The 9,705-nt window shown below is 73.1% G+C and carries 6 protein-coding genes; 1 reads left to right on the top strand and 5 read right to left on the bottom strand.

Features of this window, described 5'->3' with window-relative positions:
- Positions 1 to 94 precede the first annotated feature (94 nt).
- The 4 genes from malQ to AC5LSR_RS18565 all read right to left on the bottom strand — a co-directional run bounded on the left by malQ (position 95) and on the right by AC5LSR_RS18565 (position 6,528).
- A complete protein-coding gene (gene malQ / locus AC5LSR_RS18580; RefSeq protein WP_250283503.1) occupies positions 95 to 2,575 on the bottom strand; it encodes a 4-alpha-glucanotransferase in 2,481 nt (826 codons plus the stop codon).
- Positions 2,565 to 4,235 (bottom strand): sensor histidine kinase, encoded by a 1,671-nt coding sequence (locus AC5LSR_RS18575; RefSeq protein ID WP_250283505.1) that lies wholly within the window; start codon positions 4,233 to 4,235, stop codon positions 2,565 to 2,567. The genes malQ and AC5LSR_RS18575 overlap by 11 nt, the downstream gene beginning before the upstream one ends.
- A gap of 45 nt (positions 4,236 to 4,280) precedes the next feature.
- Complete coding sequence (locus AC5LSR_RS18570; RefSeq protein ID WP_250283507.1) at positions 4,281 to 5,024, bottom strand: response regulator transcription factor; 744 nt, start codon at positions 5,022 to 5,024, stop codon at positions 4,281 to 4,283.
- Between the two features lie 214 nt (positions 5,025 to 5,238).
- Positions 5,239 to 6,528: a mechanosensitive ion channel family protein gene (locus tag AC5LSR_RS18565; RefSeq protein WP_250283508.1), complete on the bottom strand. Its 1,290-nt coding sequence runs from the start codon at positions 6,526 to 6,528 to the stop codon at positions 5,239 to 5,241.
- Positions 6,529 to 6,845: 317 nt separating this feature from the next.
- Between AC5LSR_RS18565 and AC5LSR_RS18560 the strand changes: the two genes are divergently transcribed.
- The gene (locus AC5LSR_RS18560) at positions 6,846 to 7,361 is read left to right on the top strand and encodes an HNH endonuclease (RefSeq protein WP_250283510.1); all 516 of its coding nucleotides are present in this window, start codon (positions 6,846 to 6,848) and stop codon (positions 7,359 to 7,361) included.
- Between the two features lie 154 nt (positions 7,362 to 7,515).
- Here the strand turns inward: AC5LSR_RS18560 and AC5LSR_RS18555 are convergent, their stop codons facing one another.
- Positions 7,516 to 9,390, bottom strand: a complete 1,875-nt coding sequence (locus tag AC5LSR_RS18555) for an ATP-binding SpoIIE family protein phosphatase (protein ID WP_493468737.1) — start codon at positions 9,388 to 9,390, stop codon at positions 7,516 to 7,518.
- Between the last annotated feature and the right edge of the window lie 315 nt (positions 9,391 to 9,705).

Raw genomic sequence — 9,705 nt, 5'->3', positions numbered from 1 at the left:
GATCGTGACGCAACGTAGCAAAGTATATCACCTTCTGTCGTTATCGACCGCTGTCACCTCTGGTCGTCGCCGGCCTCGGCCGCTGTCACACCTGTCACACCTGTCGGGCCTGTTCCCGCACCTGGGCGAGCAGCCCGGCCAGGCGGTGCACCCGCGGGTCGGCCCGCAGCCGCTCCACGGTGACGGGCCGGCCGTCGGCGTCGGTCACCGGCAGCCGCCAGTTCGGGTACGTGTCCACGGTGCCGGGCAGGTTCGGTTGCCGCAGGTCGCCCAGGGCGTCGCCCGGGGCCGCGAGCACGATCCGTGCCGGCGAGCGGACAAGCAGGCCGTGCAGGGCGAAAACGGCCTCACGCAGCACCAACGGGTCAAGATCGTCCGTAGCGGTAAGCTGCGCGGTCAGCAGGCCCTCGGCCCGCAGCAGGGCGATCAGCGCGTCCCGCTCCTGCCGCCATGCCCGCAGCTCGGCGTCTGGGGAGTGACGCAGCAGGCCACGGCGGGCCCGTACCCGCACGTGCGCGCCGGTGAGGTAGCCGGCGACGGTGGGCAGGTCGTGGGTGGTGATGCTCGCCATCGCCGGTTCCCGCCAGCGTCGCGGCGGCAGCGGCTCACCGTCGGCGTCGCGTTCGAACCAGGCGACGGTCGACCCGAGCACCCCGGCGCGGGCCAGCCTCGCCGCGACCGAGGACTCGACCGTGCCGAGGTCCTCGCCGACGACAAGCGCACCGGCCCGGGCCGCCTCGAGCGCGAGCAGCCCGAGCATGGCATCGGCGTCGTAGCGGACGTAGGTGCCCCGCGCCGCGGAGTTCCCGGCCGGGATCCACCACAGCCGGAACAGGCCGAGGATGTGGTCGACCCGGATGCCACCGCCCCGGCGGAGCACGGCGGCGACCATCTGCCGGAACGGCGCGTAGCCGGTCTCCGCCAGCCGGTCGGGCCGCCATGGCGGCAGCGCCCAGTCCTGGCCCTGCTGGTTGAACCCGTCCGGGGGCGCGCCCACGGTCGCGCCGACGGCGAAGACGTCCCGCAGCGCCCACGCGTCCGCGCCACCGGGATCCACGCCGACCGCGAGGTCGTGCACGATACCGACGGTCATCCCGGCGTCGCGGGCGGCCCGCTGCGCGGCCGCGAGCGCGGCGTCGCAGGCGTGCTGCAGCCAGCGGTGGAAGGCGACCCGTTCCCGCAGCTCGGCGCGGGCGGCGGCGACGGCGGGGCCACGCGGGTCGCGCAGGTGCGCCGGCCAGTGCCGCCAGTCCGGGCCGTGCCGCTCGGCAAGAGCGCACCAGGTCGCGAAGTCGGTGAGGCCGTCGTGCCCCGCCGCCGGCTCGTCCGCCGGCTCGTCCGCCGGCCCGGGCCGGGAGACGCGGAACAGCAGTTCCAGGCCGGCGAGCTTGGCCTGCCACACCGCGTCCCGGTCCAGCAGGCCGACGCGGTCCACGCCAGACCCGGCCTCCCCCGCTTCGTCCCGCCCCGGCCCGGCATCCGCGAGGCCACCTTCCCGCGGCCCGGCATCCGTGAGGCCGCCGTCCCGCGGCCCGTCCGCCGACGGTGGGGTGGCGGCCCCGGCGCGGGCGATGGTGGCGAGCTGGTCGACCCGGGCCCGGGTGGCGGCGTCCGCCCGGGCGTATTCGGGCAGGTCCTGCGGACGCAGGTACAGCGGGGAGGCGAAACGCCGGCTCGCCGGAAAATACGGGGACGGCTCGACGGGGAACGTCGGGGCGGCCGCGTGCAGCGGGTTGACCAGCAGCACGTCGGCACGCCCGCCCTCCTCGCCGCCGGACCAGGCCGCGAGGCCGGCGAGGTCGGCGTAGTCGCCCATCCCCCACGAGCCGGCCGACCGCAGCGCGTACAGCTGGATCATCCATCCCCAGGCGCGGCCGGGAACGGCCCCGGCCGGGCCGGGTACCGCGTCCGGCACGACGACGAGCTCTGCCGTGGCCACGACGGCACCGGCCCGCAGCCGCAGCACATGATCACCCAGTGGCAGGCCCGCGGGCAGCTCCAACGGGACGCCGAGGAGTTCCTGCCCGTCGACCAGCCGTTGCCCGACGGTCTCACCCCATCCGGTGAGGTCACGGCGCCCACCGTCCGCAAGCTCCAGTTCTGCGACGGGGACCGTGCCGGCGGGCACCCGCACGATCACCGGCGTGGGCGCGGACCGCCGTACGATCACGCAGGCCGGCAGCGGACGCCGCCACGGCGCGTCACGAGCCGCGGCCAGGGCGGCGGCCGGGTCCGCCGTGTCGACGTCGAGCAGGCCGAGCACCGCCCGCACGACCCGCGGGTCGACGGTGACCTCCTGGTCGTCGGCGTCGATGTAACGGGTGGCGACGCCGTACACGTCCGCCAGCTCCGCCAGCGACGGGTCGATGCCACCGGCCCGGGCGGCACGGCCATTCCCCACAGCCTGCTCAGCGGCACCGCTCCTGGTACCGCCGCCGGCGCCCGTGCCGCTGCCTGCGCCGGTCCCCCCGACGGTGCCGTTCCCGGCAGGGGCGTCGGAGCCGGTGCCGTTGTCGGCGCTGGTGTCGGTGCCGGTGTCGCCGTCGGTGCCGGTGTCGCTGTCGTCAGAGGCCACGGCCGAATCCTCTCGCCCGCCGGGGCCCGCGGTCGGACGCTCGGGCGAACCCGGACGGCCCCGCCGAGCTGATCGCATCCCAACCGCCGGGCGGGCCCGCGCCACTGCCCGCGTCGAACAGCCCGCTGCCCGCGTCGAACGGCGCCGACCACAGCACGTCCTCGGGGACCGGCAGGGACAGCCGCAGGCGCGCGCCCCCGCCGGGGCCCTCCTCGGCCCGCACGCTCCCGCCGTGCATGGCCGCGGCATCGGCGACGATGGCCAGGCCCAGCCCGGAGCCGGGCAGCCCGCGCGCGGACGTGGCGCGGTAGAACCGGTCGAAGACCCGCGGGCGGTCCTCCGGCGCGATCCCCGGGCCCTGGTCGGTGACGACGACCTCGCCGTTCCCGACGGCCACCAACACCTCACCCTGCGGAGGGGAGAACTTCACCGCGTTGTCGAGCAGGTTCGTCACCGCCCGTTCCAGCATGTGCGGCCGCCCGTCGACGGGGGACGAGGCCGCGGTCACCACGATGTGGACGTTCTTCGCCTTGGCCCGCCGGCGTACCCGCTCCGCCGCGGCATGAACGATCTCGGTCAGGTCGGCGCGCTCCACGTCCTCGGGGGGAGCTTCGTCGCGGGCCAGCTCGACCAGCTCGCTGACCAGCCCGCTGAGCTCCCGGATCTGGGCGTCGACGTCGCGCAGCAGCGCGTCCCGGTCGTTCGCGGGCAGCGCGCGCCGCGGGTTGGCCTCGGCCCGCAACAGCAGCTCGATGTTGGTGCGCAGACTGGTCAGCGGGGTGCGCAGCTCGTGGCTGGCGTCGTCGACAAGCTCGCGCTGACGGGCCCGGGAGGCCTCCAGCGCGCGCAGCATGCTGTTGAGGCTGCTGGCCAGCCGGGCGATTTCATCACTGCCAGTGACCGGTATCAACGCGGACAGGTCCTGGGTGCGGGCCACCTCCTCGGCGGCGGCGGCGGCGGCGTTCACCGGCTTGAGGGACGCCCGCGAGATCAGCCTGCCCAGCAGCACCGCCCCGGCCACCCCGGCCACACCCACTCCCAGCAGGATCAGCCCGAGGGTGCGCAGCGTCTCGTCGACGTCGGCCATGGGCCGGGCCAGCTGGATCGCGCCCGGTGCGCGGCCGGGGACGAACAGCAGCGGGACGGTCGCCACCCGGTACCGCGCGCCATCCACGGTGACGGTACGCACCTGCTTGTCCGTCACCCCCTCGGCCACGGCGAGGTCGGCGTCGTTCACCGGCAGTGTCACCGACTGGCCTGCCCAGGTGGCCGTGCTGCCGTCCGCGAGGATGATCTGGGCCGGCAGGCCGAAGTTGGATCCGGTCAGCCACCGCGGGCCGCGGGCGCCCGGCGGCATGCTCGGCATGACCGTCCGGGCCGCCGCCTGGGCCTGCTCGGTGAGCTGGTCGTCGATGGAGCTGTTGAGCACGATCCCGGTCGAGGCGAGCGCCACGCCCGCGACCACGGCCACGACGGCGGCCACCGCGACGCCGATCAGCAGCACCATCCGGTTACGCAGCGACAGATGGCTATGCGCGAAGCGCCGCCGCCAGGATGTTCCGCCCGCGGCGACGGCGCGTCCGGGACCGCCGCCTCCGGCCGTCTCCACCGGCGTCCCCGGCTGCCATCCGGTGGTGTCCGGGCCGGGCCTGGCACTCATCCCGACCGCGCCGTCACACCGCCGGTCATGCCGTCACACCGCCGGTCATGCCGTCTCCCGCAGGACGTAGCCGACCCCACGGACCGTGTGCAGCAGCCGGGGCTCACCACCGGCCTCCAGCTTGCGGCGCAGATAGCTGACGAACACCTCAAGGGAGTTCGAGGACGGACCGAAGTCGTAGCCCCACACCCTCTCCATGATCGTCGAACGTGACAGCACCTGGCGCTGGTGGGCCAGGAAGAGCTCGAGCAGGTCGAACTCGGTCTTGGTGAGGGTAAGATCGCGATCGCCGCGGGTGACCTGCCGGCTGCTCGGGTCGAGCCGGACGCCGGAGAACGTCAGCACCGACGGCCGCCCCGGGCCGGCGGCGACGGAGTCCGCGGACCCGCCGGCGGCCACCGCGGCGGCGCTGGCCGCCCGGGCCGACAGCGACGCCCGGCGGGTGAGGGCACGCAGCCGGGCGAACAGCTCCTCCAACGCGAACGGCTTGACCAGGTAGTCGTCGGCCCCGACGTCCAGGCCGCTCACCCGGTCGGCAAGCCCGTCACGGGCGGTGAGCATGAGGACGGGCAGGTCGTCACCGCGGGCCCGCAGCCGCCGGCAGGCCTCCAGGCCGTCCACCCGCGGCATCATCACGTCGAGCACGACGATGTCCGGCCGGTCGCGGGTGACGGCGTCCAGCGCCTCGGCGCCGTCCCGGGCGGAACTGACCTCGTAGCCTTCAAATCGCAGCGACCGTTCGAGGGACTCCCGGACCGCCGGCTCGTCGTCGACCACCAGTACACGCACATCACACAGTCTGCCCGGCCCGCACCGCGGCGGGAGCCACCGCGAGCAACTCTCAGCTTCGCCTACCGTGATCCTTATCAGCGGTTCAGCTACCCCGGCACATCGCCGACGTCCCGGCTGGCCAGCGACGGCACGGACGGGGCTGGCATCGCCTGGAAAGCCCACCGGGCCGGGGCGCACGCAGAGGAAAAGCCGGATCGGGCCGGGACCCGGTTCAGTGCGAGCCGGAGGTGCGGCCGGACGACCGGCCGACCGGTGAGCGCGCGGGCCGGGGCAGCTCCGCGATGGGCCCGCTGTCGGTCGCGTTGGCCGCCGCCCGCGGGTCGGAGCCGCCGTCCTCCTCGCCGTCGGCGCCTGGCCTCTTCTCCTCCTCGTCATCGTCATCGACCATGACGACCTCGCTGCGCTGGACGCTGCCGAGCGCGATGCCCTCGGCGTCCAGCGCCGCGCGGAAGCGCTCCCGCAGGGCGCGGGCGATCTCCCACTGCTTCAGCGGCTGGGTCTTGACGATGACGCGCAGGGTGTAGCCGTCCGCGGTCATCGTCTCCATCCCCCACACCTCGGGTTCTTCGAGGATGGCGGCGGCGAACCGCGGATCCGTCCAGAGCTTGTCCGCCGTCCGCTTGAGGATCCGCTTGGCCGTGGCCACGTCGGTGTCGTAGTCGAGCGGCACGTCGAGCACTGTCCGTGCCCACTGCTGGCCTTTGTTCCCCACCCGGGCGATCTCGCCGTTGCGCACATACCAGACGGTGCCCTCGACGTCGCGCAGGCGGGTGACACGCAGACTGACCGCCTCGACGTTCCCGCTGACCGGCCCCACGTCGATCACGTCGCCCACCCCGTACTGGTCCTCCAGCAGCATGAACATGCCGGCCAGGAAGTCCCGGACGAGGTTCTGCGCGCCGAAGCCGACCGCGACACCGACGATCCCGGCGCTGGCCACGATCGGCGCGAGGTTGATGTCCAGCTCACCGAGGACCGTCACGAAGGCGATCCCGAAGACGATGATGGACGTGATGCTGCGCAGCAGCGATCCGACCGTCTCCGCGCGCTGCCGGCGCCGTTCCAGCAGCACGGCGGGATCCCCGAAGGCGCCCAGCAGCACCGTGCGCCCGGAGCGCAGCAGTCCTCCCGAGCCTCCGTTGGAGGCCCGGCGGGTCGTCCGGATGATGAACCGGTGCAGCAGCGACCGGATGAGGAAGGCCGCCACCAGGATCAGCACGATCTTCAGCGGGGTGCCGACGAAGACGTTGGCGCCACCGGCGAGGTACTGGCTGTGGGTGACGTCGTAGACCGTCCGGCACAGCACCCCGGGCCGGTCTCCGCAGGCGTTCTGCAGCGCGTCCCTGAGCTGCTCCAGGCTGGGCGCCAGCGGGATGTCGGTCGGCACCGGTACGGGCGCGCTCACGGACGCGGCGGGCGACGGCGCCGCGCTCGACGCCTGGGCCGCCGAGGGCAGTAACGACCCGAACGACTGGGCAAGCAGGGACGGGGAGTTGGCCACGGCCTTCAGTCAGCTCCTCACACGTGATCGGTTGTCGAATGTTCCGATGGACGTCCCCCGGGGATCCGGCCGCATCCAGTCTTACCGGTGGCCGCCAGCCGCTGGACGAGGGGGCTGGCCCCCGGTTATGACGTGGCGACGACGATCTGTCACACTGAGCTTGTGAAACGCGAGCCGAGCTGCGCGGTGTGTCAATGATTACCCGACGACAATCGCGAACCCACTCGCGTTCGGGGCTCGAAGGCGGTTGACTGTCTCAGTGTCACCGGTGGCTAGCTCGTGACGGCCGCCATCCGGTAGGGCGAGGAGGTCGGCGCGTGACAGAGGCGCTGGTTCTCAATGCCACGTATGAACCATTATGCGTGGTCTCACAGAGGCGTGCGCTGGTGCTCGTGCTCACCGAGAAAGCAGTCATGGTCGAGCCCGGGGACAAAGTTCTCCATTCGGCCACGTACGCGGTCGAGGTGCCGGTCGTCGTGCGGCTGGCCCGCTTCGTCCGTGTACCTTACCGCTCGCAGGTCCCCCTCACCCGCAAAGGGGTGCTGGCTCGGGATCATCACCGTTGCGTCTACTGCGGTGCGCCGGCGACATCGCTTGATCACGTCATCCCCCGCTCCCGCGGGGGCGCACATGTATGGGAGAACGTGGTGGCGGCCTGCGGCCGCTGCAATCATCTGAAAGCCGACCGGGCAGTTGCCGATCTCGGTTGGCGGCTTCGCACGGCCCCTCGGGCGCCGAGCGGAGCCGCTTGGCGCATCCTGGGCAGCCGTCGGATGGATCCGCGCTGGTCGCGCTATCTCAGCTCCGACGGCGACGAGGCCGCATCCGCCTGATCCCCCCGGGCGGACGGCCGGCCCCGCCGGGTGAGGCGTCCTCCCGGGGCGGCAGCGTCCCGTCAGGACGACGCCGTCCCACAGAGGCGACCGTGTTCAAAGGTGACGGTGTCCCACCGGGGCGACGGTGTCCCACCGGGGCGACGGTGTCCCGTCAAGGTGGCGGTGCCCCGTTGGCATCGCCGCTCGCCGGGATCGCCAGATCGAACCACACCCGCTTGCCGTCACCGGTGGTTTCCACACCCCACCCACGCGCGATCACATCGACAATCATCAGGCCCCATCCCGACTCCCTGTCGTCACCCGATGTCCGGCGGCGAGGCATCCGGGTCCCCTCCCGATCATCGACGCTGACCCGTAGCCGGTCCCCCTCCTGATGGACGCGTAACACCAGATCGCTGCGGGCGTGCAGCACCGCGTTCGTCACCACCTCGCTGACAAGCAGCAGGGCGTCGTCCGCGACAGCGGCGAGACGCCGCCCGGTGAGGACCCGCCCGACCACCGAACGGGCGCGGACAGCCGATTCGGGCTCGGCCGGCAACGCCACGTCCACCAGCGCCGGCCGGGACGGATAGGTGGTCATCACCAGCAGCGCCGTGTCGTCGTCGGTCTGCACGGCCACCCCGGATGCGGCCAGGCACCGGTGCAGCAGCGTCCGCGCGGAGCCGGCCGAGGACACCCCTATGGGAGACGCCCCGGCGTCCCCCGCCGCCGCGCCCCCCACCGCGCACTCCGTCGCGTTCTCCATCGCCTTGGCCAGCCCGCGGCGCAGCCGGTCCATGCCGTCCTCGAGCGGGCGCCGGCGCGACTCGACGAGCCCGTCGGTGTACAGCACGATGCCGGAGCCGGGCGGAAGTTCCAGCGACGTCTCCGAGAACATCCCGGTGCCGCCGACGCCGAGCGGCAGGCCCGGGTCGAGGACCAGGTAGTCCGGCTCCTCGTCGGGCATGACCAGCAGCGGTGGCAGATGCCCGGCGTTGGACACGGTGGCCCGCCGGGCCGCCGGGTCGTAGACGATGTACATGCAGGTCGTCAGGTGCAGCCCGGGCAGCGAGTCCACCACCCGGTCGAGCCTGGTGAGCAGCTCGGCCGGCGGCCAGTCCTCCAGCGCGTACGCCCGCAGCGCCGCCCGCAGCTGCCCCATCACCGCGGCGGCGTGCAGGCCGCGTCCCATCACGTCCCCGATCGCGATCCCGACCCGGCCGCCGGGCAGCGCGATCACGTCGTACAGGTCGCCGCCGGCCTCCGTCCCGGCCGTTCCGGGACGGTACTCCATCGCGATCTCCACCCCGCGCAGCGCCGGCGGGTTCTCCGGCAGGAGCGAGCGCTGCAGGGCGAGCGCGGACTCCTGCTCGACGCTGTAGAGCTGCGCGTTGTCGAGCGCGGCCGCTCCCCGCCGGGCCAGGTGCTCGGCAAGGCTGATGTCGACGGGGCTGTACCCCCCCGAGCGGCGCAGCAGGGTGACAGCGCCGAGCACCCGGCCCTGCCCCGGCATCGGGACGGTGATGGTCGGCCCCTTCAGGAAGTCGGGGAAGGGCATGTCCGCCACCCCCGCCGGGGACATCCGCGCCATCAGCTCGTCGGTCAGGTATGGCATGTACCAGGTCTGGCCGGTCCGCAGGACGAGACCGGGCCCGTCCTCGCTGTCCAGCGTCGGCAGCCGGGAGGGGAGGAAGTCGCGCAGGAAGCCGGCGGTCCGGCTGTCGCGGTGCACGATCGTGCCGAGGCGTGCCCGCTCGTCGTCCCGGAGGAACACGATGGCGCCGTCACCGAGCCGCGGTACCGCCAGCGCCGCGATCATATCGATGATCCGCTGTGGGTCGAGAGAGCTCGACAGCACCAGCCCGGCGTCCGACAGAAAACTCAGATGTTCCAGCTCGAGCCGGCCGGGGACCCGTTCGTGGGGACGGCCCAGGATCTGGCGCAGCGGCCAGGCCCCCCGCCCGAGCCCGGCCAGGACGGCCGCGAGCCGGCCTGCCGCGTTGTCGGCACCGGCCGCGCCGCGGGCGGCCGGACCACGGCCGGCCACGCTGCCCCCACCGACACCGCTGACACCGGCGCCACCGCTGACACCGGCGCCACCGCCGTCGCCACCGGCGTTGGCGACGGACCTGCCGCTGAGCGTACGGCCGCTCAGAGCGCCACCGAGGCGTCCGGTTCGGTCATGCACAGCCTGCCGGACAAGCATGAACGGATTTCGCACACCTTTTGAAGTCAGTTGATAACGTGCCGTCACCTCCTCCACCTGGCGAAGTCTAGTTCGGTTATCGGATACCGTCGCCTGGCGACAGGCTCCTCAACACCCGGCCGAAGGCGGTTCGATCATTCGATATCCCGCGTCCGG

The organism is Protofrankia sp. CiP1_Cm_nod4, assembly GCF_982290645.1.
The sequence above is the reverse complement of the archived record's forward strand: the minus strand, read 5'-3'. Positions and strand labels throughout refer to the sequence as shown.

Bases quoted from the DNA above. Each gene is read 5' to 3' on its own strand.
- AC5LSR_RS18575 (WP_250283505.1), bottom strand. From the start codon at position 4,235: ATGAGTGCCAGGCCCGGCCCGGACACCACCGGATGGCAGCCGGGGACG.